The sequence below is a fragment of the Mesorhizobium sp. Cs1299R1N3 genome (assembly GCF_037179625.1).
Taxonomy (GTDB): Bacteria; Pseudomonadota; Alphaproteobacteria; order Rhizobiales; family Rhizobiaceae; genus Mesorhizobium; species Mesorhizobium salmacidum.
The window spans coordinates 105,666-131,048 of record NZ_JAPYKQ010000006.1; the positions used below are offsets into that span (position 1 = coordinate 105,666).

Genomic DNA, 25,383 nt, shown 5'->3' on the forward strand with positions numbered 1-25,383 from the left:
ACCTCCCTGACACGGACAGAGGCGAGTTTAGGCAGCGAAAGAGAAATGCCAACCCGCAATTCCACGCGTTAGACGAATGGTTGAGAGGTCGCCAAACACATACCCGCTTGCGCAAGGCGCGGCCGGAGCCGAAAGTTTTTTCCGCAACCTGTCGAAATCGGTCGCCGACGCGCGACATACGTTCGGCCCGCAACGAAGCGGCCTTCCAAACCACGGGAGAAGACCCATGCGATACATGCTTTTGATCAACAACGATGAAGCCGCGCTGGCGAACACGCCGGTCGAGAAAGCCCAGCAGATGAGCGCGGCCTATGCCGCCTATACCGAAGCGTTGAAGAAGTCCGGTGCGTGGCTGGCCGGCGAAAGGCTGCGCCCGACCCAGGCGACGACCTCGGTGCGGATCGCCGATGGCAAAACCAACGTGATCGACGGTCCCTATGCCGACACCAAGGAGCAGCTTGCCGGCTTCTACATGATCGAGGCGGCCGATATCGATACCGCCATCGACTGGGCGGCGCGCTGTCCGGCGGCCAGCACCGGCACGGTCGAGTTGCGGCCGATCTGGGAAATGGCCGACTATATGCCCAAGAAATGACGGCGTGATGGACAGTCGCCCGGATATCGCCCGGGCGGCCGCCGAGGCCGCCGCCCGGGAAAGCTATGGCAAGCTGGTCGCCTGGCTCGCCGCGCGCACGCGCGACGTGGCCGCCGCGGAGGATGCGCTGGCCGACGCCTTTGCGGCGGCGCTCGAACGCTGGCCGCGCACCGGCGTGCCGGAAAAGCCGGGAGCCTGGTTGCTCGCCGTAGCCAGGCGGCGGCGTGTCGATGCGGTGCGGCGGCGGCTGACCAGCGAAGCCGGCCGTGACCATCTCAAGCTGATTGCCGAGGAAGCGGAGGCACGCATGACCGACGAGGACCTGCCGGACGAACGATTGCGGCTGATGTTCGCCTGCGCCCATCCGGCGATCGAATCCGGCGTGCGGGCACCGCTGATCCTGCAGACCATCCTCGGCTTCGATGCCGCGACGATCGCTTCCGCCTTCCTGCTCTCGCCGGCCACGATGGGCCAGCGCCTGGTGCGCGCCAAGAGCCGCATCCGCGAGACCGGCATTCCGTTCCGCGTGCCGGAGCGGACCGAACTCGGTGAAAGGCTGGACGCGGTGCTGGAGGCGATCTACGCCGCTTTCGCGGAGGGCTGGTCCGACCCGGCCGGTACCGAGACGCGGCGCCGCAACCTCGCCACCGAAGGGATCTGGCTCGGCCGGCTGGTTGCCTCGCTGCTGCCGGACGAACCCGAGGCGCTGGGCCTGCTGTCGCTGATGCTGTTCGCGGAGGCGCGCCGCGCGGCGCGGCGCGACCCGGCCGGAGATTATGTGCCGCTTGCCGAGCAGGATCATGCATTGTGGGACCATGCCCTGGTCGACGAGGCCGAAGCATGTCTTCGCGGCGCCGCGACCAAGGGCGTCATCGGCCGCTACCAACTGGAGGCGGCGGTACAGTCCGTCCATACGGCGCGGCGGCTGACCGGCCGCACCGACTGGATCGCGATCCGCGAGCTCTACGACGCGCTGTTTTCGATCGCGGGGTCGCCGGTGGTGGCGATCAACCGCGCGGTGGCGATCGCCGAGACCGAGGGCGCGGTGGCGGGATTGGCGGCCCTTTACGTACTGGGTGACGACAAGCGGCTCGATGACTACCAGCCCTACTGGGCCGCGCGTGCCGGCCTGCTGGCCAGGCTCGGCCAGGGACCGCAGGCTGTCGAAGCCTATGATCGCGCGATCGGCTTGGAGCGCGATCCGGCGGTGCGCCGGTTCCTGCAGGAAAAACGCACCGCGCTCGTGCAGTGAGATCCCGGAGCGCGGCCGGCTTTTCGGTCCGTCCGTTCAGGCCGGCCACATCTCGTGCGATGTGTTGAGCGTCTTCATAAGCGGATGCTCCCGCAATCGCGCCCAGAGGCGCTCGATATCAGGCCAGGCCGCCCGCGCCCTGTCGATGTCGGGATGCCAGGCCACCAGCATGACGAGATAGATGTCGGCCACCGACATCTTGTCGCCGGCGAGCCAGTCACGGCCGCGCAAGGCGGCATCGACGACGGCAAAACCGCGGTCCATCTCGGCGACCGCCGCCTGTTTCACCGCCTTGGTACCTTCGGCATCCGCCGTGTAGCGATGGGCATAGTAGAACCGCAGGATCGCCGGATAGAGGGCCGACGACATGAACGCCATCCAGCGCAGGAACTCGGCGCGCGCCGGTTCATCGGCCGCCGGCGCCAGGCCGGCCCGCGGGTGGCGCTCGGCGAGCAGGATGCAGATCGCCGCCGATTCGGTGATCGAGCGTCCGTCCGGCAAGGTCAGCACCGGCACCTGGTTCAACGGGCTGATGGCGAGGAAGGCCGGATCGGGCGCCTCGGTCTTCGGCACGTCGATCTGTTCGAAATGCGCATCGATCAGCGCCAGCGCCGCCTCGACGACGAAGCCGCCGCTGCCGGGACGTGTATAGAGCTTGTACATGAAATCCTCCCCGGCCAGTCGTGCGCGGGCCGGGGGTGATATGAACCGGAAGTAGGGGTCGGCTCAAGCTGCGCGCCGACGGCCACGAGGAGTTTTTCAGCGGGCCAGGCGCTCGCGGGACCTTTCCTTCTCCCCTTGTGGGAGAAGGTGGCCTCGCGAAGCGAGGTCGGATGAGGGGTGCTCCAGGGAACACCAACGCCTCACTCCGCTGGAACACCCCTCAACCGTCTCGGCGCTACGCGCCGATCCACCTTCTCCCACAAGGGGAGAAGGGAAGAATGCGAGGGTTAAGCCCCCAGCCCCTCGAACAGGATCGTCGACAAATACCGCTCGGCAAAGTCGGGGATGACCACCACCAGCGTCTTGCCCTTGTTTTCGGGCCGCGAGCCGACGACGATTGCCGCCTGCAGGGCCGCGCCCGACGAGATGCCGACCGGCACGCCCTCGAGGCGGGCAATCAGGCGCGCATTGGCGACGGAATCCTCGTTGGAGACTTTGACGATCTCGTCATAGACCGTGGTGTCGAGGATCTTGGGCGCGAAGCCGGCGCCGATGCCCTGGATCTTGTGCGGGCCGGGCTGGCCGCCCGACAGCACCGGTGAGGCATCCGGCTCGACGGCGACGACATGCAGCGCGGGCTTGCGCTTCTTCAAGACCTGGCCGACGCCGGTGATCGTGCCGCCAGTGCCGATGCCGGCGACGAAGATGTCGATCTCGCCCTGGGTATCGTTCCAGATTTCCTCCGCTGTCGTTTTGCGGTGGATTTCCGGATTGGCCGGGTTTTCGAACTGCTGCGGAATGATGGCGTTGGGGATCGTCGCGGCCAGTTCGTCGGCCTTGGCGATGGCGCCCTTCATGCCTTTCGGCCCCTCTGTCAGCACCAGCTCGGCGCCGAGCAGCGCCAGCATCTTGCGGCGCTCGACCGACATCGTCTCCGGCATGGTCAGGATCAGCTTGTAGCCCTTGGCGGCGGCGGCGAAGGCAAGCGCGATGCCGGTATTGCCGGATGTCGGTTCGATCAGCGTGGTCTTGCCGGGGGTAATCTTGCCGGCTGCCTCCAGAGCTTCGATCATCGACACGCCGATACGGTCCTTGACCGAGGCGATCGGATTGAAGAATTCGAGCTTGGCGAGCAGATTGGCGACGATGCCCTTCTCCTTCGCGAACTTGTCGAGCCGTACCAGGGGCGTATCGCCGATCGTGTCGGTGATGGAATTGTAGATACGGCCACGGCCGGGCACGCGGGCTGAAGTGACGGGCTTGTTCATTGGTTTCGCTCCCTGGATTTCAGGCAATTGGCAGTAGCCGACAGAATAGGGCTTTCAGCCGCGCAAGATAGGCTGCGGCTGGAAAATATCCGAGTGGGGCCTGTGCTGAAAACGCCTGGCCCTCGGAAAAGCATTTCTCGAAACAGCCGGGCCAGGGAATGGTTTGGCAGAAACGTCCTACTGGCGAGCAGCGATCGCCGCCGCCGCGCCAACCATGAAGGCGCCGGCGGTGCGGTTCAGCACCTTTAGCGCGCGCGGCGACTTCAGGAACCAGCGCGCCTTGGCCGCCAGCGCCAGGTAGGGCACCAGCACGACGAACAGGACGACGACCGTCAGCGCGACGAGAATGCCGTAGTCGGCAAGCGTGATGGTCTTCAGGTCGACGATGGTCGGCGTGATGGCGAGATAGAAGATCATCGTCTTTGGATTGCCGAGAGTCACCGTGAGGCCGGCAATGAAGCTCGACAGCAAGCCGCCCTTGCCCTTCCTGGCCTCGATGGTTTCGGGCGTGATGCCGGCGGTCCAGAAGCGCCAGCCGAGGAAAGCGAGATAGGCGACGCCGGCCCATTTGATCGCCAGGAAAACCATGCCGAACTCCTGCGCGACGAAGGCCAGGCCCAGCACCACGGCGGTCAGATAAGTGAGGTCGCCAAGCATCAGTCCGAAGGACATGGCGAGCGAAGAGCGAAAGCCGGAGCCCAGCGCACGTGCGACGAGCGCCGTGACGCCGGGGCCTGGGATGGCGGCGGCGACGCCGAGAGCGGCGCTGTAGGCGAGAAAGCCGGTGAGGGTCATGGCGTTGGCGTCCAAGGGCGGTCACGCCCTTGTCGCACGAGGCGGCCTCCGGGAGAACGCCCTGAGCGCGGGATTCGCTTGCACCAGGCAGCAATGTCCGGTTCGCAAGGGATCAGGACCGGCCGTCACCGTAAGTCACGCGCCAGATCGTGCCGCTGCCGTCCTCGGTCACGACAAGCGATCCGTCCTTGGCCACTGCCACGCCAACCGGCCGGCCCCAGACCTCGCCATTGGAAACGACGAAGCCGGTCATGAAATCCTCATATTCGCCGGTCGGCTTGCCGTCCTTGAACTTGAGCCGCACCACCTTGTAGCCGGTCCTGTTGCCGCGGTTCCACGAGCCATGCAGGGCCACGAAGGCATCGCCTTGATATTCCACCGGAAAGCTTTTGCCATCGTAGAAAGCGATGTTGAGCGGCGCCGAATGCGCGTGCATCAGCACGTCGGGAATATCAGTCTTGCCGGCGAGGTCAGGACGTTCGCCCTTGTGGCGCGGGTCCTCATTGTTGCCGATGTAATACCAGGGCCAGCCATAGAAGGCACCTTCCCTGACCGTCGTCGCGTATTCGGCCGGCGTATTGTCGCCAAGTGCGTCGCGCTCGTTGACGACGCACCACAGCGCGCCGGTCGCCGGCTGCACGGTCATGCCCGAACAATTGCGCAGCCCGGTGGCGACGATGCGTCCATTCCCGCCGTCGGGGTCGAAAGCCCGCACCTCGGCCCGGCCCGCCTCGGAACCCCAACTGGCGCCGAGCGGCTTCGACTTGACCCAGGCGTCGAGCCCGCCTCTGGGTCTTTTGCCCATGTCCTCGGCGATATTCGAGCCGGAGCCGACGGAGAGGTAAAGTGTCTTGCCGTCGGGCGAAAAGGCGATGTCGCGGGTCCAGTGGTGGCTCGAGGGGATGTTGTCGACAATGGTTTGCGGTTCGCCCGAGGCCTTCAGATCGCCATTGCGGTAGGCAAAGCGCACGATGCTGTCGCTGTTGGCGACATAGACCCATTGCGGGTCATTGCCGGGTGGATAGAAGGCGATGCCATAGGGCTGGTTGAGGCCGCCGGCGAAGATGCTTTTCTCCGCGGCTTTCGCGCTTCCGTTCGTCAGCCGATAGACACGGACCTGGTTGGCTTCGCTGTCGGCGACGAACAGGTCGCCGTTCGGCGCGACACGCACGACACGCGGATTGTCGATGCCGGACGCAACGAGTTCCGCCGAAAAGCCGGGCGGCAGTTGTGGCTTGGCGCCTTGCGGCCTCTCCGTCAGGCCGGCGCCGTTCGAGGCGGATTTGGTGACATAGGGCCTCGGCAGGTCTTCCGGCTTGATCAGCCGGCGCACGCCGGGCTTGTCCGCGCGCCAGTCGCCGAAGGCCGCCGGGCCTTTGAGCACGGGCTGGTCGGCCTGCTGGGCGAGAGCCGCGGTCGTGAGAAACAGTGCCGACATCGCCAGTCCGGCCAATCGCATCACTTCCTCCACTCGGTCGTGAAGGAAATTAACGATCGGCTTGTCCGTGGGTTCCGTCACGCACGGTGAGCAAACTTCCGGGATCAGGTCCCGGCAGCGTAGAAATCGTCGTCCAGGCGTTTTTCCAGTTCCACGAGATCGGCCGGCAACGGCAGGCCCATGGCGCGCATTTCCCGCAGTTTTTCGCGCAGCTGTTCCTGAATTTCGTGCTGGTCCTCCGGCTGGTTGACCATTTCTTCGAGCAGCAGGCTGATCTGGGCCTTGAATGATTCCAGCGCCATTCTTTTTCTCCTTTGCAGCCGGTCCTTCGGTGTCACACCAAAGGTGTGTCGAGATTCGGGTCAGGCCGAGTCGAAAACGGTGGCACCGGAAGCGCAGATGTCAGCCGTTTGCAGGCCGGCATCACCTGAATATCGATGCCTTAGCGCAGCATACGGGAAATCAGCTGCGCCGTATAATCAACCATCGGCACGATGCGGGCATAGTTGAGCCGGGTCGGGCCGATGACGCCGAGCGCGCCGACGACGCGGGCGTCCTTGTCGCGATAGGGCGCCACCACCAGCGACGAACCCGACAGCGAGAACAGCTTGTTTTCCGAGCCGATGAAGATGCGGACGCCCGATCCCTCCTCGGCAAGGTCGAGCAACTGGATCAATCCATCCTGCGTCTCCATGTCCTCGAACAGGTGGCGCAGCAATTCGATGTCGGCCTGGGCGGTGACGTTTTCGAGCAGATTGGCGCGGCCGCGCACGATGAGCCGGGCCGGCAGGCCGCTTTCGGCGCCCGCCCACACCGCCAGTCCCTTCTCGACGAGGTCCTGCGACAGCGTGTCGAGCGCCGCCCTCGTCTCTTCCTTGATGCGCGCGATCTCGGTGCGCGCCTCGGCCAGCGTGCGGCCGCGAATATGCGCGTTGAGGAAATTCGAGGCTTCGTGCAGCTGCGAGACGGTGATGCCGGCGGGCAGCTCGACGACGCGGTTCTCGACGTCGCCATTCTGCGACACCAGCACGGCAAGCGCCTTGGTCGGCTCGAGCTGGATGAACTCGATGTGCTTCAGCGCCACCTCGTTCTTGGCGGCCAGCACCAGGCCGGCGCCGCGCGACATGCCCGACAGCATCTGGCTGGCCTCGGTCAGCATGTGCTCCAGCGTCGCGCCCGAGCCGGAGGCCCGCACCTGCGCCTCGATGGCACGGCGCTCCTCGTCGGAGAGATCGCCAAGCTCCATGAAGGCATCGACGAAGAAACGCAGGCCAGCCTGCGTCGGCAGACGGCCGGCCGAAATATGCGGCGCGTAGATCAGCCCGAGATGTTCGAGGTCGCTCATCACGTTGCGGATGGTAGCCGGTGACAGCGAGGACGGCAGGATGCGCGACAGGCTGCGCGAGCCCACGGGCTCGCCGTCCCTCAGGTAGGAATCGACGATGCGCCGGAAGATGTCGCGCGAGCGCATGTCGAGCGATTGAAGCGCGGGCGACTGCGACGCGGGATCGACTGGCTTGGTCATTTGGCCAAAAACCTCCGGTTCAAGGATATAGACTTCGGTGGGCCGCGCGCAACCGGTGTCTGTGTCGGATCGCCCCGGGTGTCTGTGTTAGATCTCCCGGGTGTCTGTGTCAGATCGCCCGGTCCGTTTTCCTTTGCGCGCTGCCCCCCTTGCGTCTAAAAGCCGGCCACGATTTCAAGAAACTGACAAGAAAGCAGGCCGAATGCGCCCCTCCAAACGCCAATTCGACGAAATGCGCGCCATCTCCTTCGAGCGCGGCGTCTCCAAACACGCCGAAGGCTCCTGCCTGGTGAAGTTCGGCGACACGCACGTCTTGTGCACCGCGAGCCTCGAGGAAAAGGTGCCGGGCTGGATGCGCAATTCCGGCAAGGGCTGGGTCACGGCGGAATACGGCATGCTGCCGCGCTCGACCGGCGAGCGCATGCGCCGCGAGGCCTCCGCCGGCAAGCAGGGCGGCCGCACGCTGGAGATTCAGCGCCTGATCGGCCGCTCCTTGCGCGCCGTGGTCGACCTGCAGGCGCTGGGTGAACAGCAGATCACCGTCGACTGCGATGTCATCCAGGCCGACGGCGGCACCCGCACCGCTTCGATCACCGGCGGCTGGGTGGCGCTCTATGATTGCCTGCGCTGGATGGAAGCCCGGCAGATGGCCAGCGTTTCGAAAGTGCTGAAAGACCATGTCGCGGCGATTTCCTGCGGCATCCATGACGGCCAGCCGGTCATCGACCTCGATTATGTCGAGGATTCCTCGGCCGGCACCGACGCCAATTTCGTCATGACCGGCAAGGGTGGCATCGTCGAGATCCAGGGCACCGCCGAGGGCGAACCTTTCTCCGAGGACCAGTTCGCGACGCTTATGGGCCTGGCCAAGAAGGGCATTTCCCGGCTGGTCAGCCTGCAGCAGATGGCGGTGGCGTAGGGTTTAATGCCGAGCTTGAACGCCCCCCTCTGGCCTGCCGGCCATCTCCCCCTCAAGGGGGGAGATCGGATACGGTCTCGGCCTTCGCTGGTTTTCAGCGTTGCTGGGTGTGCGACAACATCGAAATTGCCAATCTCCCCCCTTGAGGGGGAGATGCCCGGCAGGGCAGAGGGGGGCACCTCGTGACTCCCTCCGCCATCCTGGAATCCGCCCTCTACGTCACCGATCTCAATGCCGCTGAGCACTTCTACACCGACGTCCTCGGCCTCATCCTGCTCGGCAAGGTCGACGGCCGCCACCTTTTCTTCCGCTGCGGCCCGGGCGTCCTGCTCGTCTTCAACGCCGAGGCGACCAAAATTCCGCCCGCACCGGACGCGAAGCTGAAAGTGCCGCCGCATGGCGCGGTCGGCGAGGGTCATCTGTGCTTTGCCGCCAGCGCCGCTGAAATCGACGGCTGGAGAACACATCTTCAGGCGAAGAAAATCGCCATCGAAAGCGAATTCGAATGGCCGCAAGGTGGCCGTTCGATCTATATACGCGACCCCTCGGGCAATTCGATCGAGTTCGCCGAGCCAAGAATCTGGGGCCTTTGATGCATTCACCAAACCTCCATACGCTAGATGGCAAGAAGATCGTCGTTGCCAGCCACAACGCCGGCAAGCTGCGCGAATTCGCCGACCTGATGGGTCCATTCGGCTTCGAGGCGAAGTCGGCCAAGGAGTATGGCCTGCCCGAACCGGACGAAACCGGTACCACTTTCGAGGAGAACGCCTACATCAAGGCCTTCGCCGCCGCAAAGGCGACCGGCCTGCCGGCGCTGTCGGACGATTCCGGCCTCTGCGTCGACGCGCTCGACGGCGCGCCCGGCGTCTATACCGCCAACTGGGCCGAGACGCCGGAGGGATCGCGCGATTTCGCCATGGCCATGCAGCGCACCGAAGTCGCGTTACAGGAAGTCGGCGCCGCCACGCCCGAACGGCGCACGGGCCGCTTCGTCGCCGTCATCTGCCTCGCCTTTCCCGACGGCGAGGCCGAATACTATCGCGGCGAGGCCGAGGGCACGCTGGTCTGGCCGCCGCGCGGCGAGCTCGGCTTCGGCTACGATCCGGTGTTCTTGCCCAATGGCTTCGACAAAACCTTCGGCGAGATGAGTGCCGAGGAAAAGCACGGCTGGAAGCCAGGCCAGGCGACGGCGCTGTCGCACCGCGCCCGCGCCTTCCAGAAATTCGCCCAAGCTCGGCTTGATTCGGTCAGGCTTGGCTCCGCATGATCGGACCCGCAACCACCATGGCGCTCGACCGCAGTCCCGGCTTCGGCGTCTACGTGCATTGGCCGTTCTGCGCGGCCAAGTGCCCCTATTGCGACTTCAACAGCCATGTCCGCCACCAGCCGGTCGACCAGGAGCGCTTTGCCGCCGCCTTCGAGGCCGAGTTGGCGACGATGCGCCAGCGCACTGGACCGCGCGACGTAACCAGCATTTTTCTCGGCGGCGGCACGCCGTCGCTGATGAAGCCGGAAACGGTGGCCAGGGTTCTGGACGCGGTGGCCAGGAACTGGGCGGTGCCTGATGGCATCGAGGTGACGCTCGAGGCCAACCCGTCCTCGGTCGAGGCGGAGCGTTTCCGTGGCTACCGGGCGGCGGGGGTCAATCGCGTCTCGCTCGGCGTGCAGGCGCTGAACGACAAGGATTTGCGCTTTCTCGGCAGGCTGCACAATGTCGAGGAAGCCTTGCACGCCATCGGGCTCGCGCGCGAAATCTTTCCGCGCCTGTCCTTCGACCTGATCTATGCGCGCCCCGGGCAGACGCCGGAAGATTGGCAGGCGGAACTCGAACAGGCGATCGGCCATGCCGCCGACCATCTGTCGCTCTATCAGCTGACCATCGAGGAAGGCACGCCCTTCCATGCGCTGCACGCGGCGAAGAAATTCGTCATTCCCGACAACGATCACGCCGCCGATCTCTACGCGTTGACGCAGGAAATCACATCGGCGCACGGCCTGCCGGCCTACGAGATTTCCAACCACGCCAGGCCGGGCGCCGAGAGCCGGCACAATCTGACCTACTGGCGCTACGGCGAATATGTCGGCGTCGGTCCAGGCGCGCATGGCCGCTTCGTCGAGAACGGCCATCGCGTGGTGACGATTGCCGAGAGAATGCCGGAGACCTGGGCCAATCTGGTCGAGGCCAAGGGCCATGGCATCACCGGCGGCGAACTCCTGACGCGCTCCGAAGAGGCCGACGAGTTTCTTTTGATGGGGCTCAGGCTCGCCGAAGGCATTGACCTCTCCCGCTACGAGGCGTTTTCCGGACGCGGCCTATCGAGCGCGCGGCTGTCGGTGCTGCAGGGCGAGGGGCTGGTGGCGCCGATCGGCAATGCGCGGCTGCGCGCCACGCCGGCCGGCATGATCGTGCTCGACGCCGTGGTGGCGGACCTAGCGCGCTAAACCCTTGAAAAACGTCCTCTTCGTCTGCAGCCAGAACCGCTTGCGCAGCCCTACCGCCGAGCAGGTGTTTTCCACGCGGCGCGACATCGAAGTCGCGTCTGCCGGCACAAATCACGATGCCGACACTCCGCTGACGCACGAACTTGTCGCCTGGGCCGACATCATCTTTGTCATGGAGAAAACCCACCGGACGAAACTGCAGAAGCAATTCAAGGCCAGCCTGAAGGCGGCCAAGGTGATCTGCCTCGACATCCCGGACGACTACGAATTCATGGACCCGGAGCTGATAGCGCTTCTGAAAGCGCGCGTTTCACGATATCTGGACTGAGCGCCTGGCCGGCGTTCGCCCCTCCGCCTTGCCGATCTGAGCCAGATCAGGCGTCGTGTTTGTGGCGGTGCTTTCCGCGCTCCTTCTCTGCATGCGTCTCGCCGCTCCGGACCGGCTTGGCGCCGTCTTTGTCGCGGCGGCCACGGTGCTGGTCGCCTATCGGAGATTGCGGTACGCCGTTGCGGGCGGTTTTCGTTTCAAGACGGGTGATGAAGATATCGAAGCGATTGGGCATCGTCCGGTCAGTGCTCCGTCGTGCTGTCGGGTTTGTTGTCGGAAAGCCTGACGTCTGTTGGCAAGGCACTCGCGGCCTGCTTGGTCAGGCTGGTGTCGTTCCGGGCTGGCAGCCGTTTGTCCTGGCGTGCGGCACTCCGGCTGCGGCCGGCATAGTAAGGCTCGAAAGCGTCCTGTATCGTCAGGCTGTCCATCCTGTCCTCCCTTGGGAATCAGGGGCTAAATCTGCCAAACCCGGTTTCGTTCCCTACTGTGGCGAAGGAATGGCGATTGCCTTACATCAGTGCGAGTTTTGCAAGCCGGCGCCAGCCATGCCAAACAAGATTTGGCAGGCCAAACAGGCCTGAATGGAGACGGCATTGGTGACTGGCGAGACGGGCAAGCGCAGCTATGTGGTCGGGCAGGCCGAGATCGCGGCTCGTCCGCTCGATCCGGCGCTCTATCTGGTGGCGACGCCGATCGGCAACCTCGCCGACATCACGCTGCGCGCGCTGGAGACACTGGCCGCCGCCGACATCGTCGCCTGCGAGGACACGCGTGTGTCGCGCGTGCTGCTCGACCGCTACGGCATTCGCCGCCGCACCACCGCCTATCACGAACACAATGCCGGTGAGGCCGGGCCGAAGCTGATCGCGGCACTTGAAGCCGGCCAGAGCGTGGCGCTGATTTCGGATGCCGGCACGCCGCTGGTCTCCGATCCCGGCTACAGGCTGGTCGGCGAGGCGCTCGACCAGGGCATTCGCGTCGTGCCGATCCCCGGCCCGTCGGCGCCGCTTGCCGCGCTGACGGCGTCGGGCCTGCCATCCGATGCCTTCCTGTTCGCCGGCTTTTTGCCGGTCAAGGTTGGCCAGCGGCTGTCACGGCTGGAGGCACTGAAGGCGGTGCCGGCGACGCTGATCTTCTTCGAATCGCCGCGCCGGCTGCCCGAGTCGCTCGGCGCCATGGTCGAGGCGCTGGGCGGCGAACGCAAAGCCGCCATCGGCCGGGAATTGACCAAGACTTTCGAGGAAATGCGCACCGGCACGCTACAAGCGCTGGCCGACCATTATGCGGCGGCCGATACGCCGAAAGGCGAGATCGTCGTCTGCATCGGCCCCGCCGAGACCAGGGCCGACGAACCCGAAGACATTGATCGCCTGCTTTTGTCGCTCGCCGCCGAAATGCCGGCGTCCAAGGCGGCGGCGGAAGCCGCTAAAATGACCGGCGGCCAGAAGCAGGCGCTGTATCGGCGGCTGCTCGAGCTCAAGGACAGACCATGATCCCGAAAAGTGGAAGCCGGTTTTCTCGGACAAACGGTTTCGTTTGTCCAGGGGCCATGGTCGAGCAAAGTTCCGGAGCCGGCGGTGGCTGAGCGCCCGAGCGCCAGCCGCCAAAAGGCCTACCGGCGCGGCCATCGCGGCGAATGGCTGGCGGCTGCCGCGCTGATGCTGAAAGGCTACCGGATCCTGGCCCGCCGCCACCGCACGCGCTTTGGCGAGATCGACCTGATCGCGCGCCGCGGCGACCTGGTGCTGTTCGTCGAGGTCAAGGCGCGCCGCACGCTGATCGAAGCCATGGAAGCGATCGGCCACGAATCGGAGCGCCGCATCGAGGGTGCGGCCGACATCTGGCTGTCGCGCCAGCCGGACTATGGCAGGCTGTCGATGCGCTTCGACATGGTCGCCGTGCTGCCCTGGCGCTGGCCCGTGCATGTCCCGAATGCGTTTTATGGGAGGAGTTGAGAGCGGCAAAACATGCTTCGTCATCCACGGGCGGAGCGACGTCGCGGAGACCCGTGGATGACGAAGGCGCGGAGGTGCGGACCGCTCCTCACCCCCAGATCATCAACGTCATCAACCCGACAACACCCACCACCAGCCGCCACCAGCCGAACAGCGAATAGCCGTTGCGCGAGACGTAGTCGAGCAGGAAGCGCACCACGAACAGCGCCGTGACGAAGGCGGCGACGAAGCCGACGGCGATGATCGGCAGGTCGGCCGAGGTCAGCACGTTGCGGTTCTTGAACAGGTCGAAGGCGAACGCGCCGACCATGGTCGGAATGGCGAGGAAGAAGGAAAATTCCGCCGCCGCCCGCTTGTCGACACCCAGGAGCAGCGCGCCGACGATGGTCGAACCCGAGCGAGATGTGCCGGGGATCAGCGACAGGCACTGGAAAAGCCCGATCTGCAGGTAAAGCCTGGTCGGAAAGCGCTCGACGTCGCGATAGACCGGCTTGAGATTCATGCGGTCGACGACCAGCAGCACCACGCCGCCGATGATCAGCATGATGCAGATCAGCCTTGGCGATTCGAACAGCACCGTTTTGATGAAGTCGTGCGCCAGCGCGCCGATGATCGCGGCGGGCAGGAAGGCGATGAGGATGCCGATGACGAAATGCCGCGTCAGCCGGTCATGCGGCAGGTCGAGCAGCATCTGCCACAGGCGCCGGAAATAGACGCTGAGGATCGCCAGGATGGCGCCGAGCTGGATCAGAATCTCGAAGGCCTTGCCGGTCGACTGGAAGCCGAGGAAATGGCCAGCCAGCAGGATATGGCCTGTCGAGGACACCGGTATGAATTCGGTCAACCCTTCCAGCAGGCCAAGCAGCAGGGCTTCGACGATGGTCTGGCTTTCCATTTCTACCTCGGCGTTGGCGTGACGGCTAACAGAATGGCTTGCTTGTCATGGCGCCGAAGTCCCCCTATAGGTCGCAACACCCCTGACGGCCCGCTAACCGGGCGGCCAAGACTTACCGGTGCGCCCTGCGATTCGCCAGTGTGGCAATCCGGAATTCGCCACACCCGGGACGAGCGCGATGCGCGAATTCCGGATTCTGAGCCACACTGTCAACTTTGAGTTCTAATGTGGTTTGGATTTGAAGTTCCTGAACGCGGATGCCATTGAGGGGCAGGAACTTCAAATCCAAACCACATTAGTGCGCTTTATCATCGCGGAACCATGCTGACGCTTTTCCACCATCCCATGTTCGCAACCTGCCGCTTCGTCCGCCTCGCCTTTGGCGAGTATGGCGAGGAGCTGGCGCTGATCGAGGAAAAGCCGTGGACGCGGCGCAAGGAGTTTCTGGCGCTGAATCCGGCCGGCACGCTGCCGATCCTGCTGGCCGAGGGAGACGTGCCGATCATCGGTGCGACGGTGATCTCGGAATATCTCGACGAGACACGCGGTGTGCTCAAGCGCGACAAGCGGCTGTTCGCCGAGGACCCGATGCAGCGCGCCGAAATCCGCCGGCTGATCGACTGGTATCTCAACAAGGCCGAAAGCGAAGTGACGCGCCATCTGGTGCGCGAGCGCGTGTTGAAGCCGGTGATGCCGGAAACGGCGGGCGGCGGCTCGCCCGATTCGGGCGCCATCCGCGCCGCGCGCGCCAACATCCGCCAGCACATGAAATACACCAACTGGCTGGCCGGCACCCGTCACTGGCTGGCCGGCGGCAGGGTCACCTATGCCGATCTGGCGGCCGCCGCGACGCTGTCGGTGCTCGACTATCTCGGCGAGATCGACTGGCGCGAACACCCCGCCGCTCGCGAATGGTACACGCGGGTGAAATCGCGGCCTTCGTTCCGGCCGCTCCTGACCGACCGCGTGCGCGGCCTGTCGCCGGTATCGCACTATGCGGATCTCGACTTCTGACCCGGCAAAACTGCGTGCGCTGATCGACGCGGAGGCGCGGCGCGCCGGCTTCGACGCCGTCGCCGTCACCACCCCAAATGCAATCCCGCTGGCGCCAGCGCGCCTGGCCGAATTCGTCGCCGACGGCTTTCACGGCTCCATGGACTGGATCGCCGAAACGATTGCGCGCCGTAGCGAGCCTTCCACGCTGTGGCCCGACGTCCGCTCGATCGTCGTGCTGGCGATGAATTATGGGCCTGACCATGATCCGCGCGACGTGCTGGCCCGGCGCGACCGCGGCGCGATCTCGGTCTACGCGAAAAACCGCGACTATCACGAGGTGATGAAGGGCCGGCTGAAGGAAATCGCCGGCAAGATCGTCGCGCGGGCCGGCGGCGACGTCAAAGTGTTCGTCGACACGGCGCCCGTCATGGAAAAACCGCTGGCGGAAGCAGCGGGCCTGGGCTGGCAAGGCAAGCACACCAACCTGGTCAGCCGCGAGCACGGCTCCTGGCTGTTCCTCGGCACCATTTTCACCACGGCCGAGCTGGTGCCGGACAGCGCCGAGATCGACCATTGCGGCTCCTGCCGCGCCTGCCTCGACGCCTGCCCGACCGACGCCTTCCCCGCGCCTTATCGGCTCGATGCGCGGCGCTGCATCTCCTATCTCACCATCGAGAACAAGGGGCCGATCCCGCATGAATTCCGCGAGGCGATCGGCAACCGCATCTATGGCTGCGACGACTGCCTAGCCGCTTGTCCGTGGAACAAATTCGCAAGCGCCGCGTCCGAGGCCAAGCTCGCCGCGCGCGACGATTTGCGCGAACCTGAACTCGCCGACCTTTTGGCCCTCGACGATGCTGCCTTCCGCGCCTTCTTTTCCGGCTCGCCGATCAAACGCATCGGCCGCGACCGCTTTGTCCGCAACGTGCTGATCGCCGCCGGCAATTCCGGCGAGGCCGCGCTTGCCGATAGCGTTCGGGACCTGCTCGGCGACGCCTCGCCGCTGGTGCGGGGCGCGGCAATATGGGCGCTGGCGCGGCTGGTGCCGGAAACCGAATATGCCGAACGGGCCGCGAACGGCCTGAAGAGCGAGAGCGATGGCGCCGTCCGCGAGGAATGGCGCCTGGCGCGGCCAAACAGGACGCATGCATGAACGAAAAGCGGATCTTCATCTTCGGCGCCGGCTATTCGGGCAAGGCCTTTGGCCGCGCCAACAGGGGAGCCGCCCCGATCTTCGGCACGACACGCTCCGAGGAAAAAATCGAAGCGTTGCGCCAAGCCGGCATCGCCCCGCTGCTGTTCGACGGCAAGTTGACGGGCGAAATCGGCGAAGCGCTCGAGAAAACCACCCATCTGGTGATTTCCGTCGCCCCGGAGGAAGCCGGCGATCCCGTGCTGACTGCCGCCCGCGAGGCGATCGCAGGGATGCCTGACCTGAAATGGATCGGCTATCTCTCGACCGTCGGGGTCTATGGCGATCATGGCGGTGCCTGGGTCGATGAAACGGCCGCGTGCCGGCCGGTTTCGAAGCGCTCGACGATGCGGGTCGAGGCCGAGCAGGCCTGGCAGAAGCTCGGCCGGGAAATCGACCGGCCGGTGGCGATCCTGCGACTGTCGGGCATTTACGGTCCGGGCCGCAACGCGCTGGTCAATCTGGAAAACGGCACGGCCAGGCGGCTGGTCAAGCCGGACCAGGTCTTCAACCGCATCCATTGCGACGACATATCGGGTGCGCTCTGGCATCTGATCGGCGGCAATACGGGCGGCATCTTCAACGTCACCGACGACGAGCCGGCGCCGCCGCAGGATGTCGTCGCTTATGCCGCTTCGCTGATGGGTGTCGCACCGCCGCCTGAAATTCCCTTCGAGACCGCCCAACTTTCGCCCATGGCGCGGTCCTTCTATGGCGAGAACAAGCGGGTAGCCAATGCGGCGATCAAGGCGGCGGGCTATCGGTTTCGCTTTCCCGACTATCGCGCCGCCTTCGACTATATGTGGGCAAGCGGCGACTGGCGCGACGGCGCGCCGCGCAGCCCGATGAAGGCCGCGAAGGGGTCAGGATGATCGAAGCGCGGCGCTTGGCGTGGTATGATTCGGCGTTGGAGGCACGGGGGTGCGGTTCATGAAATCATCGACGCGATCGCCTGGCGCCAGAAATTGGGTATTGGCGGCGGCGCTGGCCCTGGCAGGTCTCGCCGCGCAGCCCGCAGCGGCCGAGGAACGGGCAAAAGACCTGTTCGGCGCCGAGAAACTGCCGACGGCTACCGCGGCGCAATCCTTCGGCTTCTATTCCAAGGGCTGCTTTTCCGGCGGCGTCGCCATCCCCATGGATGGCCCGACCTGGCAAGTGATGCGGCCATCGCGCAATCGCCGCTGGGGCCATCCGGCGCTGATCGCGCTGATCGAGAGATTGTCGCGCGATGCCGTCGCCGACGGTTGGCCCGGCCTGCTGATCGGCGACATCGCGCAGCCGCGCGGCGGCCCCATGCTGACCGGCCATGCCTCGCACCAGATCGGGCTCGACGCCGACATCTGGCTGACGCCGATGCCCGATCGCACGATGAGCAGGGCGCGGCGCGAGACCATGAGCGCCACGCTGATGGTCGACGACAAGACGCATCTGGTGAAGGATGCGCTGTGGACGCCGCAGCATACGGCTTTGCTGAAGCGGGCGGCGAGCTATCCGCAGGTCGAGCGCATCCTGGTCAATCCGGGCATCAAGAAGAAGCTCTGCGACACCGTCAAGGGTGACCGCTCCTGGCTGCGCAAGATCAGGCCGTTCTGGGGCCACGACTATCATTTCCACATGCGCATCGGCTGTCAGCCGGGCTCGCCCAATTGCAAGGCGCAGGAAGCGACACCGGATGATGACGGCTGCGGCAAGCCGCTGGCCTGGTGGTTCACGCAGGAGCCGTGGCGGCCCAACAAGAACCCGGATGCGCCCAAGGCTCGCGATCTGATGACGATGGCCAACCTGCCCAAGGAATGCCGCGCGGTGCTCGACGCGCCGGGGCCTGCCTCGGCCGAGGCGGCGACCTATCACGGCGACACGGTGCCGATCGCGGTGGCGGCGCCCGCGCCCGAGCCCGACGCGTCGTCGCTACCCGCCGTCACGGCCAGCAGCACGGCCGGCCTGCCAAGCGTGCTGAACGCCTTCACCGCGACACCCGAGATCGGCGTGCCGGTGCCGCGTCCACGCCCGCCTGCGAAGTGATTGTCGGGCGCCGTCGGCAAGCTCAATCGGTTTAGCTGCCTGCTTTCATGAAACAGTGGCCGTTTGGCCGCAGAACCTCTCCCTAAGCGTCGCCGGGTCCGAAAACCGTTTCCCTTTTCAAACTCATGCGCTAGTCAACGGAAGAACGGCGAAACGCCATCGAGGGCGCCGGGGGACGGACAAGAGCATGCCAGGCACAGGCGATGACGAGACTTTGCTGCGGTTTCCGATCCTGATCGGCGATATCGGCGGCACCAATGCGCGCTTTTCGATCGTGCTCGACGCCAATTCCGAGGCCGGCGAGCCGACCATCGTCCAGACCGCCAATTACAGCACCATCGACGAGGCGATCCAGTCGGCCGTGCTCGATCGCTCCTCGGTCCGGCCCAATTCGGCGGTACTGGCGGTAGCCGGTCCGGTCGATGGCGACGAGATCGAACTCACCAACTGCCCGTGGATCGTCAAGCCCCGGCAGATGTTCGCCAGCCTCGGCCTGAGCGACATCGTCGTGCTCAACGACTTCGAGGCGCAGGCGCTGGCCGTCGTCGCGCTCGGCGAAGAGCAGATGGAAAAGATCGGCGGCGGCACGCCGGAGCCCAATGCCGGCCGCGTCGTGCTGGGTCCGGGAACCGGGCTCGGCGTCGCCGGGCTGGTCCACGCGCTGCATCACTGGATACCGGTGCCCGGCGAAGGCGGCCATATGGACATCGGGCCGCGTTCGGCCCGCGATTTCGAGGTGTTCCCGCACATCGAGAAGCTCGACGGCCGCATTTCGGGCGAGCAGATCCTGTCCGGACGGGGCCTCGTCAATGTCTATCGGGCGGTGGCCAGGGCGGACGGCAAGCCGTCGCCCTTCACCACGCCGGCCGAGGTCACCGCCGCGGCGCTGGCCAAGACCGATCCCGTGGCGCAGGAAGCGCTGGAGACTTTCGTCACCTGCCTTGGCCGCACCGCCGGCGACCTTGCCTTGGTGTTCATGAGCAGGGGCGGCGTGTTCCTCACCGGCGGCATCGCGCAAAAGATCGTGCCGGCGCTGAAGGAGGGCAATTTCCGCGCCGCCTTCGAGGACAAGGCGCCGCACAGCGCGCTGATGCGCACCATGCCGGTTTATGTCATCACCCACCCGCTGGCGGCGCTCCTCGGCCTTGCCGCCTATGCCAGGAACCCCTCGCTGTTCGGCGTCCAGACATCGGGCCGGCGCTGGCGCGACGAAGTTAGTCACCCCAAGGCATAGGCAAGCCGGCTGCTTGGCGTTAATAGGGGTGCCGAATTGCCCGGCCACGGGAAGCGGAAACCGACAAAGCCCTCTGATTTGACACTTCAAACTCCAAACAAGCTGAAAGCCCGGCCCGGCGAGGTCACAGCGGTGCTGCGCCGCATTCTCGCTGAGAACAGCCACGACTATCGCTGGACCTATGTGATGGTAATCACCTGCTCGCTGATCGTTTCGGGCACGACCGCCTTCACGGCCTGGATCATGGCCCCGATGGTCAACCAGATCTTCTACGAACGGCGTGGCGATGCGATCGTGTGGATCTGCGCCGGCTTCATGGCGGCCTTCCTGCTGCGCGGCTTCGCCGGCTATGGCCAGGCGGTGGCGCTGGCCAAGATCGGCAACAATCTGGTGGCGCGCTACCAGAAGCGCATCTTCGATCACCTGATGAAGCTCGGCGTCGGCTTCTTCAACGACACACGCTCCGGCCGGCTGGCGGCGCAGGTCAACGAAAACGTTGGCGGCATCCGCGACCTGCTGTCGTTGACGCTGACCTCGATTACCCGTGACGCCGTGACGCTGATCGGGCTTCTCGGCGTCATGGTCTACCAGGATCCGGTCCTGTCGCTCAGCTCGCTGCTGATCGGGCCGCCGCTGATCTGGGCCGTCGTCTACCTCACCCGCCGCGTGCGGCGGATCACGCGCGAATCCGTGCTCATCAATTCGCGGCTGATCGGCGCGGTGCAGGAAGCCACGCAAGGCATCGCCATCGTCAAGGCCTTCACCATGGAGGACGAGCTGTCGGGCCGCATCGGCAAGCTCGCCAACGACGCCGAACAGCGCTCCAACAAGATTGCCCGCGTCTCCGAACGGCTGTCGCCGATCTCCGACATGCTGGCTGGTCTCGCCGTCACTTCCGTCATCGCCTATTCCGGTTACCGGGCGCTGGTTCTGGGCCAGCCGCCGGGCGCGGTCTTTTCGTTCATCACCGCGCTGATCCTGGCCTATGATCCGGCGCGGCGCCTGGCGCGCATGCAGGTCGGCATGGAGCGGGCACTGGTCAACGCGCGCATGATTTACGAACTGCTCGACCTCGAGCCGAAGCAGGGCGACGCTCCTGGCGCCACACAGGCACATTTCACCACCGGCGAAGTACGCTTCAACAACGTGTCCTTCCGCTATGTCGAGGAGGCGCCTGTCCTTCAGGGTCTGAGCTTCGTCGCCGCCGCCGGCAAGATGACCGCCGTCATCGGTGCATCCGGCGCCGGCAAGACGACGCTGGTGGCGCTGCTGCAGCGCTTCTACGACGTCGAGAGCGGCACGATCGAGATCGACGGCCAGGACATTTCCAAGGTCACCAAACAGTCGCTGCGCGGCTCGATCGCCTATGTCTCGCAGGCGCCCTATCTGTTCGAAGGCACCATCCGCGACAACATCCGCTACGGCCGCCCCTCGGCGACCGACGCCGAGATCGAACAGGCCGCGCGCCTGGCCGCGGCCGACGAGTTCATCCGCCAGCAGCCGCAAGGCTATGACACGCCGGTCGGCGAGAATGGCGCCACACTCTCCGGCGGCCAGCGCCAGCGTGTATCGATCGCCCGCGCCATCGTGCGCCAGGCGCCGATCCTGTTGCTCGACGAGGCGACATCGGCGCTCGACAACGAGGCCGAAGCCCGTGTCCAGCAGGCGCTCACCAAGGTCATGGAAGGGCGCACCACCATCGTCATCGCGCACCGCCTGTCGACCGTGGTCAATGCCGACCACATCATCGTGCTGGAACAGGGCCATCTGGTCGAAGAGGGCACGCACGCCTCGCTGATGGCCGACCCGCACAGCGTCTATGCCCGTTTCCACCGCATACAGGGCGTCAAGGGCCTGGGGCTTGTCGACGACAGCGTGCCGGCCGAGATTTCGGTTCAGGAATTAGAGACCGAGAACATCGCCGGGAGCACGGCATGAGCGAAACATCGGCAACATCAGGCGAGCCGGCAAGCGATATGGGACTTGTGGTGGTCGGCGCGGCCGGCCGCATGGGCCAGACGCTGATCCGCGCGATCCATGCCATTCCGGGCGCCCGCGTCATCGGCGCGGTCGAACGCGCGGATTCGCCTCATCTGGGCAAGGATGCAGGCGAACTTGCAGGCGTCGGCCGCATCGATGTGCCGATCGGCAGCGATCCGCTGCCGGTCTTCGCCAGGGCCGATGGCGTGCTCGATTTCACCACCCCGGCCTCGACGGTCGAGTTCGCCGGCTACGCCGCGCAGGCGCGCATCGTCCATGTCATCGGCACGACCGGCTGTTCGGCCGACGACAATGCGAAAATCGCTGCCGCCGCGCGCCACGCGACCATCGTCAAGTCGGGTAATATGAGCCTCGGCGTCAACCTGCTGGCGGTGCTGGTCGAACAGGCGGCGCGCGCGCTCGATGCCGATGATTTCGACATCGAGATCCTCGAAATGCACCACAGGCACAAGGTCGACGCGCCGTCGGGCACCGCACTTCTGCTCGGCGAGGCCGCCGCCGCAGGGCGCGGCATTGCACTGGCCGGCAATGATGTGCGTTCACGCGACGGCCACACGGGTGTGCGACAAACCGGCTCGATCGGTTTCGCCGCGCTGCGCGGCGGCTCGGTGGTCGGCGACCACAGCGTGATCCTGGCCGGCACCGGCGAGCGCATCACGCTGTCTCACCATGCCGAGGACCGCGCCATCTTCGCCCGCGGCGCCGTCAAGGCCGCACTTTGGGCGCGCGGCAGGAAGCCGGGCCTTTACTCAATGCGGGACGTGCTCGGGCTTGCCTGAAACGACCCTGAACCATCTTCGTCCTTACGCAAGTCCGGACGGAAAACCGCCACACACTTTTCCTGGAATGCTCAGACCCCAGAGGAGCAAAAATGTCGAGAACTCTCGTGCTCGTGCGTCACGGCCAGAGCGAATGGAATTTGAAAAACCTGTTCACCGGCTGGCGCGACGTCGACCTGACGGACCAGGGCCACGCCGAGGCCAAGGCCGCCGGCCAGAAGCTCAAGGCGCGCGGCCTGAAATTCGACATTGCCTTCACCTCGGCGCTGGTCCGGGCGCAGAAGACTTGCCAGCACATTCTCGACGCCGTCGGCCAGAGCGACCTGAAGACCATTCGCGACCAGGCGCTGAACGAGCGCGACTATGGCGACCTTTCCGGCCTCAACAAGGACGATGCGCGCCAGAAATGGGGCGAGGAGCAGGTGCATGTCTGGCGTCGCTCCTACGACGTGCCGCCGCCCGCCGGTGAAAGCCTGAAGGACACCGGCGCCCGCGTCTGGCCCTACTACCTGCACGATCTGCAGCCGCACGTGCTGCGCGGCGGCACCGTGCTGGTCGCCGCCCACGGCAACTCGCTGCGCGCGCTGATCATGGCGCTGGACGGCAAGTCGGGCGAGGAGATCGTCAAGCTGGAACTCGGCACTGGCGTGCCTGTCATCTACCAGCTCAACGCCGATTCGACCGTGGCCTCGAAGGAAGTGCTGGAAGGCTGACGGCTGGCGAGTTGCGGCGGCGGGCCTCCACCAGCTTTGCTAAAGCGACTTCCCAGCTTTTGGCGTCCTGTCCCAAAAAGCGCGTTGACAGCAATCGCTTGCCCGCTTATTGAGCCCGCACCAGCCCAGATGGCGGAATTGGTAGACGCGCACGGTTCAGGTCCGTGTTCCGCAAGGAGTGGAGGTTCGAGTCCTCTTCTGGGCACCAAATTCCCGTTTCGAACCATTCGATCGGTTCAGAAGCTCAAGACAAAAGCCCGGTTCGTCCGGGCTTTTTTCTTGTTCGATGACCTCCCCTCCTGGCCAGTCCCCACACAAACCGCTTCAAACCGGGCGGCTGCTTCGCTACGCTCGCTCCCATGTCACAATCCGCCACCGCGATCTTCGGCGCCCGCCGCGACCAGGCCTTCCCGACATTGGCGGAGGCCGACATCGATCGCATGCGCCGGTTCGGGGAGGCCAGCGCCTATGCCGCCGGCGCGCACATTTTCGAGGCCGGTGATGTGTCCCCGGGGCTGATCGTCGTCCTGTCGGGCAAGGTGGACATCACGCAGGACGGCAAGCTCGGCCGGCGCGAGACGATCGTCACCCATGGCCCGGGCAGCTTCGTCGGCGAGCTGGCGCAGCTTTCGGCCCGTCCCTCGCTGGTCAATGCGCAAGCGGCCGAGCCGGTCGAGGCGTTCGTCATCTCCTCGCAGAGGCTGCGCGACCTGATGGTGCAGGAAGCCAATCTCGGCGAGCGCATCATGCGGGCGCTGATCCTGCGCCGCGTCGGGCTGCTCGAGAGCGGCACGATCGGTCCGATCATCGTCGGGCCGGCCGACAATGGCGACGTCCTTCGCCTGCAGGGCTTTCTCGCCCGCAGCGGCCAGCCCCACCGCGTGCTCGATTCCAAAACCGATCGTTGCGCGAAGACCCTGTTCGAACACTTCCATGTCGATCCCCACCATTTGCCGGTCGTGCTGTGCCCGAACGGCAGGCTGCTGCTCAATCCCGCGGAGAAAGACCTCGCCCGCTGCATCGGCCTGCTGCGGCCGGTCGACGCCAGCAAGGTCTATGACGTCGCCATTGTCGGCGCCGGGCCGGCCGGGCTGGCGGCGGCGGTCTACGCGGCCTCCGAAGGCCTGTCGACCATCGTGCTCGATTGCCGAGCCTTCGGCGGGCAGGCGGGCGCCTCGGCGCGCATCGAGAACTATCTCGGCTTCCCCACGGGCATCACCGGCATGGCGCTGATGGCGCGCGCCTACAACCAGGCGCAGAAATTCGGCGTCGAGATGGTCATTCCCGACGAAGTGAAGCTGCTCGGTGCCGCCACCGACGGCGCGCGCTACCAGCTTGCCGTCGGCGACGACGAGACGGTGCGCACGCGCTCGGTGGTGATCGCCAGCGGCGCGCGCTATCGCCGCCTCGATGTCGCCAATCTCGCCGAGTTCGAGGGCACATGCGTGCATTATTGGGCCTCGCCCATCGAGGCACGGCTTTGCGGCGGTCAGGAAGTTGCGCTGGTCGGCGCCGGCAATTCGGCTGGCCAGGCGGCCGTCTTCCTGGCCAGCCATGTCAGGAAAGTGGCGCTGCTGGCGCGTGGCGGCAGTCTCGAAGCCTCGATGTCGCGTTACCTCGTCGAGCGCATTAGGGCGCAGCCGAACATCGAGGTGCTGACCGGCACCGAGGTCGAGGCGCTGGACGGCGAGGAAGGCAATCTTGCCACGGTCCGCTGGCGCGACCGCTCGAGCGGCGCCTCGACGACGCGGCCGATCCGCCATCTCTTCCTGTTCATCGGTGCCGACCCGAATACCGACTGGCTCGCCCAATCCGACGTGGCGCTGGATGCCAGGGGTTTCATCCGCACCGGATCGGACATGGCATCGGCGCATGGCCTGATGGAGACGAGCCGCAGCGGCGTGTTCGCCATCGGCGACGTGCGCTCCGGCTCCGTCAAACGCGTCGCGGCGGCTGTCGGCGAAGGCGCCCAGGTGGTGGCCGCATTGCATGCATTTCTTGCGCGGGAAGGCAGCCATGCCGACGCGCCTCAACTGGTCGGGGGAGTGTGATGGCTGACGAGTGCAGACACGCGGCTGGGATCAAGGACGTGACGCCGAGCGCGCTCGGCTGCGAGGAATGCCTGAAGAGCGGATCGTGGTGGGTGCATCTGCGGCTCTGCCGCACCTGCGGCCATGTCGGTTGCTGCGACGATTCCCCCAACCGCCACGCCACCAAGCATTTTCATGCCACCAGCCATCCCGTCATAGAGGGCTATGATCCGCCGGAAGGCTGGGGCTGGTGTTATGTCGACGAGATCTTTCTCGACCTCGGCGACCGCACGACGCCGCAGAACGGACCGATCCCGCGATTTTACTGAGTGCTTCGG

At 65.5% G+C, this 25,383-nt stretch carries 28 protein-coding genes and 1 tRNA gene; 20 read left to right on the forward strand and 9 right to left on the reverse strand.

Features of this window, described 5'->3' with window-relative positions:
* Positions 1-226: 226 nt before the first annotated feature.
* Positions 227-595 (forward strand): YciI family protein, encoded by a 369-nt coding sequence (locus O7B34_RS15680; protein ID WP_027142565.1) that lies wholly within the window; start codon positions 227-229, stop codon positions 593-595.
* A gap of 7 nt (positions 596-602) precedes the next feature.
* On the forward strand, positions 603-1,847 hold the full coding sequence (locus O7B34_RS15685; protein ID WP_337146892.1) for an RNA polymerase sigma factor: 1,245 nt from the start codon (positions 603-605) through the stop codon (positions 1,845-1,847).
* A gap of 36 nt (positions 1,848-1,883) precedes the next feature.
* On the opposite strand, the gene O7B34_RS15690 is transcribed toward O7B34_RS15685, so the two are convergent.
* The 6 genes from O7B34_RS15690 to hrcA form a co-directional block, all read right to left on the reverse strand.
* Entirely contained in the window at positions 1,884-2,510 is a 627-nt protein-coding gene (locus O7B34_RS15690) for a glutathione S-transferase family protein (RefSeq protein ID WP_337146893.1), read from the reverse strand.
* Between the two features lie 287 nt (positions 2,511-2,797).
* Positions 2,798-3,778, reverse strand: a complete 981-nt coding sequence (gene cysK, locus O7B34_RS15695) for a cysteine synthase A (RefSeq protein ID WP_337146894.1) — start codon at positions 3,776-3,778, stop codon at positions 2,798-2,800.
* A gap of 177 nt (positions 3,779-3,955) precedes the next feature.
* On the reverse strand, positions 3,956-4,573 hold the full coding sequence (locus O7B34_RS15700) for a LysE family translocator (RefSeq protein ID WP_337146896.1): 618 nt from the start codon (positions 4,571-4,573) through the stop codon (positions 3,956-3,958).
* Between the two features lie 112 nt (positions 4,574-4,685).
* Positions 4,686-6,032, reverse strand: a complete 1,347-nt coding sequence (locus tag O7B34_RS15705) for a PQQ-dependent sugar dehydrogenase (protein ID WP_337146898.1) — start codon at positions 6,030-6,032, stop codon at positions 4,686-4,688.
* A gap of 83 nt (positions 6,033-6,115) precedes the next feature.
* Positions 6,116-6,313, reverse strand: a complete 198-nt coding sequence (locus tag O7B34_RS15710) for a hypothetical protein (RefSeq protein WP_015314792.1) — start codon at positions 6,311-6,313, stop codon at positions 6,116-6,118.
* A gap of 140 nt (positions 6,314-6,453) precedes the next feature.
* Positions 6,454-7,536 (reverse strand): heat-inducible transcriptional repressor HrcA, encoded by a 1,083-nt coding sequence (gene hrcA / locus O7B34_RS15715; protein ID WP_027142559.1) that lies wholly within the window; start codon positions 7,534-7,536, stop codon positions 6,454-6,456.
* Positions 7,537-7,738: 202 nt separating this feature from the next.
* Between hrcA and rph the strand changes: the two genes are divergently transcribed.
* The 5 genes from rph (at position 7,739) to O7B34_RS15740 (ending at position 11,228) form a co-directional block, all read left to right on the forward strand.
* A complete protein-coding gene (rph, locus tag O7B34_RS15720) occupies positions 7,739-8,455 on the forward strand; it encodes a ribonuclease PH (RefSeq protein ID WP_027142558.1) in 717 nt (238 codons plus the stop codon).
* A 182-nt stretch (positions 8,456-8,637) separates the two neighbouring features.
* Complete coding sequence (locus tag O7B34_RS15725; RefSeq protein ID WP_337146900.1) at positions 8,638-9,048, forward strand: VOC family protein; 411 nt, start codon at positions 8,638-8,640, stop codon at positions 9,046-9,048.
* On the forward strand, positions 9,048-9,725 hold the full coding sequence (gene rdgB / locus O7B34_RS15730; protein ID WP_027142556.1) for an RdgB/HAM1 family non-canonical purine NTP pyrophosphatase: 678 nt from the start codon (positions 9,048-9,050) through the stop codon (positions 9,723-9,725). The genes O7B34_RS15725 and rdgB overlap by 1 nt, the downstream gene beginning before the upstream one ends.
* The gene (hemW, locus tag O7B34_RS15735; RefSeq protein ID WP_337146902.1) at positions 9,722-10,900 is read left to right on the forward strand and encodes a radical SAM family heme chaperone HemW; all 1,179 of its coding nucleotides are present in this window, start codon (positions 9,722-9,724) and stop codon (positions 10,898-10,900) included. The genes rdgB and hemW overlap by 4 nt, the downstream gene beginning before the upstream one ends.
* Positions 10,901-10,904: 4 nt before the next feature.
* On the forward strand, positions 10,905-11,228 hold the full coding sequence (locus O7B34_RS15740; protein ID WP_337146903.1) for a low molecular weight protein tyrosine phosphatase family protein: 324 nt from the start codon (positions 10,905-10,907) through the stop codon (positions 11,226-11,228).
* A gap of 46 nt (positions 11,229-11,274) precedes the next feature.
* On the opposite strand, the gene O7B34_RS15745 is transcribed toward O7B34_RS15740, so the two are convergent.
* Positions 11,275-11,463: a hypothetical protein gene (locus tag O7B34_RS15745; protein ID WP_027142553.1), complete on the reverse strand. Its 189-nt coding sequence runs from the start codon at positions 11,461-11,463 to the stop codon at positions 11,275-11,277.
* 7 nt (positions 11,464-11,470) lie between these two features.
* Positions 11,471-11,656 (reverse strand): hypothetical protein, encoded by a 186-nt coding sequence (locus O7B34_RS15750; protein ID WP_027142552.1) that lies wholly within the window; start codon positions 11,654-11,656, stop codon positions 11,471-11,473.
* 168 nt (positions 11,657-11,824) lie between these two features.
* Between O7B34_RS15750 and rsmI the strand changes: the two genes are divergently transcribed.
* Together rsmI and O7B34_RS15760 are read left to right on the forward strand one after the other, a co-directional pair.
* On the forward strand, positions 11,825-12,721 hold the full coding sequence (gene rsmI, locus O7B34_RS15755; RefSeq protein ID WP_337146904.1) for a 16S rRNA (cytidine(1402)-2'-O)-methyltransferase: 897 nt from the start codon (positions 11,825-11,827) through the stop codon (positions 12,719-12,721).
* Between the two features lie 84 nt (positions 12,722-12,805).
* Positions 12,806-13,183: a YraN family protein gene (locus tag O7B34_RS15760; RefSeq protein WP_015314716.1), complete on the forward strand. Its 378-nt coding sequence runs from the start codon at positions 12,806-12,808 to the stop codon at positions 13,181-13,183.
* Positions 13,184-13,271: 88 nt separating this feature from the next.
* Here the strand turns inward: O7B34_RS15760 and O7B34_RS15765 are convergent, their stop codons facing one another.
* On the reverse strand, positions 13,272-14,078 hold the full coding sequence (locus O7B34_RS15765; RefSeq protein WP_337146906.1) for an undecaprenyl-diphosphate phosphatase: 807 nt from the start codon (positions 14,076-14,078) through the stop codon (positions 13,272-13,274).
* Positions 14,079-14,399: 321 nt separating this feature from the next.
* Between O7B34_RS15765 and O7B34_RS15770 the strand changes: the two genes are divergently transcribed.
* The 11 genes from O7B34_RS15770 (at position 14,400) to O7B34_RS15820 (ending at position 25,374) form a co-directional block, all read left to right on the forward strand.
* Positions 14,400-15,092 carry a glutathione S-transferase family protein gene (locus tag O7B34_RS15770; RefSeq protein WP_015314714.1) on the forward strand — a complete coding sequence of 231 codons (693 nt, stop codon included), beginning with the start codon at positions 14,400-14,402 and terminating at the stop codon, positions 15,090-15,092.
* The gene (queG, locus tag O7B34_RS15775; protein ID WP_337146908.1) at positions 15,073-16,227 is read left to right on the forward strand and encodes a tRNA epoxyqueuosine(34) reductase QueG; all 1,155 of its coding nucleotides are present in this window, start codon (positions 15,073-15,075) and stop codon (positions 16,225-16,227) included. Before O7B34_RS15770 ends, queG begins: the two co-directional genes overlap by 20 nt.
* Entirely contained in the window at positions 16,224-17,138 is a 915-nt protein-coding gene (locus O7B34_RS15780) for an SDR family oxidoreductase (protein WP_337146910.1), read from the forward strand. Before queG ends, O7B34_RS15780 begins: the two co-directional genes overlap by 4 nt.
* A gap of 58 nt (positions 17,139-17,196) precedes the next feature.
* Positions 17,197-18,288 carry a penicillin-insensitive murein endopeptidase gene (gene mepA, locus O7B34_RS15785; protein WP_337146912.1) on the forward strand — a complete coding sequence of 364 codons (1,092 nt, stop codon included), beginning with the start codon at positions 17,197-17,199 and terminating at the stop codon, positions 18,286-18,288.
* Positions 18,289-18,475: 187 nt separating this feature from the next.
* Positions 18,476-19,522, forward strand: a complete 1,047-nt coding sequence (locus tag O7B34_RS15790) for a glucokinase (RefSeq protein ID WP_337146914.1) — start codon at positions 18,476-18,478, stop codon at positions 19,520-19,522.
* Positions 19,523-19,600: 78 nt separating this feature from the next.
* Complete coding sequence (locus tag O7B34_RS15795; RefSeq protein WP_337141052.1) at positions 19,601-21,460, forward strand: ABC transporter ATP-binding protein; 1,860 nt, start codon at positions 19,601-19,603, stop codon at positions 21,458-21,460.
* A complete protein-coding gene (dapB, locus tag O7B34_RS15800; RefSeq protein WP_337146915.1) occupies positions 21,457-22,302 on the forward strand; it encodes a 4-hydroxy-tetrahydrodipicolinate reductase in 846 nt (281 codons plus the stop codon). Before O7B34_RS15795 ends, dapB begins: the two co-directional genes overlap by 4 nt.
* A gap of 92 nt (positions 22,303-22,394) precedes the next feature.
* On the forward strand, positions 22,395-23,015 hold the full coding sequence (locus O7B34_RS15805; RefSeq protein ID WP_337146916.1) for a 2,3-bisphosphoglycerate-dependent phosphoglycerate mutase: 621 nt from the start codon (positions 22,395-22,397) through the stop codon (positions 23,013-23,015).
* A 123-nt stretch (positions 23,016-23,138) separates the two neighbouring features.
* A tRNA-Leu gene (locus tag O7B34_RS15810) sits at positions 23,139-23,223 on the forward strand.
* A 151-nt stretch (positions 23,224-23,374) separates the two neighbouring features.
* Positions 23,375-25,066: an FAD-dependent oxidoreductase gene (locus O7B34_RS15815; protein WP_337146917.1), complete on the forward strand. Its 1,692-nt coding sequence runs from the start codon at positions 23,375-23,377 to the stop codon at positions 25,064-25,066.
* The gene (locus tag O7B34_RS15820) at positions 25,066-25,374 is read left to right on the forward strand and encodes a UBP-type zinc finger domain-containing protein (RefSeq protein ID WP_140507000.1); all 309 of its coding nucleotides are present in this window, start codon (positions 25,066-25,068) and stop codon (positions 25,372-25,374) included. Before O7B34_RS15815 ends, O7B34_RS15820 begins: the two co-directional genes overlap by 1 nt.
* Positions 25,375-25,383 lie beyond the last annotated feature (9 nt).

What these genes read in the sequence shown, in the direction of transcription:
- O7B34_RS15680 (WP_027142565.1), top strand. Translation starts at nt 227, where the DNA reads ATGCGATACATGCTTTTGATCAACAACGATGAAGCCGCGCTGGCGAAC.
- O7B34_RS15685 (WP_337146892.1), top strand. Translation starts at nt 603, where the DNA reads ATGGACAGTCGCCCGGATATCGCCCGGGCGGCCGCCGAGGCCGCCGCC.
- O7B34_RS15690 (WP_337146893.1), bottom strand. Translation starts at nt 2,510, where the DNA reads ATGTACAAGCTCTATACACGTCCCGGCAGCGGCGGCTTCGTCGTCGAG.
- cysK (WP_337146894.1), bottom strand. Translation starts at nt 3,778, where the DNA reads ATGAACAAGCCCGTCACTTCAGCCCGCGTGCCCGGCCGTGGCCGTATC.
- O7B34_RS15700 (WP_337146896.1), bottom strand. Translation starts at nt 4,573, where the DNA reads ATGACCCTCACCGGCTTTCTCGCCTACAGCGCCGCTCTCGGCGTCGCC.
- O7B34_RS15705 (WP_337146898.1), bottom strand. Translation starts at nt 6,032, where the DNA reads ATGCGATTGGCCGGACTGGCGATGTCGGCACTGTTTCTCACGACCGCG.
- O7B34_RS15710 (WP_015314792.1), bottom strand. Translation starts at nt 6,313, where the DNA reads ATGGCGCTGGAATCATTCAAGGCCCAGATCAGCCTGCTGCTCGAAGAA.
- hrcA (WP_027142559.1), bottom strand. Translation starts at nt 7,536, where the DNA reads ATGACCAAGCCAGTCGATCCCGCGTCGCAGTCGCCCGCGCTTCAATCG.
- rph (WP_027142558.1), top strand. Translation starts at nt 7,739, where the DNA reads ATGCGCCCCTCCAAACGCCAATTCGACGAAATGCGCGCCATCTCCTTC.
- rdgB (WP_027142556.1), top strand. Translation starts at nt 9,048, where the DNA reads ATGCATTCACCAAACCTCCATACGCTAGATGGCAAGAAGATCGTCGTT.
- hemW (WP_337146902.1), top strand. Translation starts at nt 9,722, where the DNA reads ATGATCGGACCCGCAACCACCATGGCGCTCGACCGCAGTCCCGGCTTC.
- O7B34_RS15745 (WP_027142553.1), bottom strand. Translation starts at nt 11,463, where the DNA reads ATGCCCAATCGCTTCGATATCTTCATCACCCGTCTTGAAACGAAAACC.
- O7B34_RS15750 (WP_027142552.1), bottom strand. Translation starts at nt 11,656, where the DNA reads ATGGACAGCCTGACGATACAGGACGCTTTCGAGCCTTACTATGCCGGC.
- O7B34_RS15765 (WP_337146906.1), bottom strand. Translation starts at nt 14,078, where the DNA reads ATGGAAAGCCAGACCATCGTCGAAGCCCTGCTGCTTGGCCTGCTGGAA.
- O7B34_RS15770 (WP_015314714.1), top strand. Translation starts at nt 14,400, where the DNA reads ATGCTGACGCTTTTCCACCATCCCATGTTCGCAACCTGCCGCTTCGTC.
- queG (WP_337146908.1), top strand. Translation starts at nt 15,073, where the DNA reads ATGCGGATCTCGACTTCTGACCCGGCAAAACTGCGTGCGCTGATCGAC.
- O7B34_RS15780 (WP_337146910.1), top strand. Translation starts at nt 16,224, where the DNA reads ATGAACGAAAAGCGGATCTTCATCTTCGGCGCCGGCTATTCGGGCAAG.
- mepA (WP_337146912.1), top strand. Translation starts at nt 17,197, where the DNA reads ATGAAATCATCGACGCGATCGCCTGGCGCCAGAAATTGGGTATTGGCG.
- O7B34_RS15790 (WP_337146914.1), top strand. Translation starts at nt 18,476, where the DNA reads ATGCCAGGCACAGGCGATGACGAGACTTTGCTGCGGTTTCCGATCCTG.
- dapB (WP_337146915.1), top strand. Translation starts at nt 21,457, where the DNA reads ATGAGCGAAACATCGGCAACATCAGGCGAGCCGGCAAGCGATATGGGA.
- O7B34_RS15805 (WP_337146916.1), top strand. Translation starts at nt 22,395, where the DNA reads ATGTCGAGAACTCTCGTGCTCGTGCGTCACGGCCAGAGCGAATGGAAT.
- O7B34_RS15815 (WP_337146917.1), top strand. Translation starts at nt 23,375, where the DNA reads ATGTCACAATCCGCCACCGCGATCTTCGGCGCCCGCCGCGACCAGGCC.
- O7B34_RS15820 (WP_140507000.1), top strand. Translation starts at nt 25,066, where the DNA reads ATGGCTGACGAGTGCAGACACGCGGCTGGGATCAAGGACGTGACGCCG.